At 42.8% G+C, this 236-nt stretch carries 1 protein-coding gene; it reads right to left on the reverse strand.

Going from position 1 to position 236, the window contains the following annotated elements; genetic code table 11:
• A partial coding sequence (locus NLF92_RS13805) for a histidine kinase dimerization/phospho-acceptor domain-containing protein (RefSeq protein ID WP_284700450.1) occupies window positions 1-236 on the reverse strand: 236 nt, incomplete at both ends.

Below are 236 nucleotides of genomic sequence, written 5' to 3' on the forward strand. Positions count from 1 at the left end.
TATCACGCCAAGAGCATCTGTCATTCTGTCCACATTGCCGACATCCATAAGCGCTAAATCGGTCCACCCCACAATGGAGTTAAGTGGTGAACGTAGCTCGTGAGAAATGCTGGCAAGAAACTGATCTTTCGCTTTATCCAGCTCTTCTAATTTACTAATTTGCTTATCGAGCGACGCTTTTAAGCTTAGCGCGTAAGGTATAAACAGATGATCAAAACCTTCAATGATTAGTTGGT

Source organism: Opacimonas viscosa, assembly GCF_024199005.1.
Lineage (GTDB): Bacteria > Pseudomonadota > Gammaproteobacteria > Enterobacterales > Alteromonadaceae > Opacimonas > Opacimonas viscosa.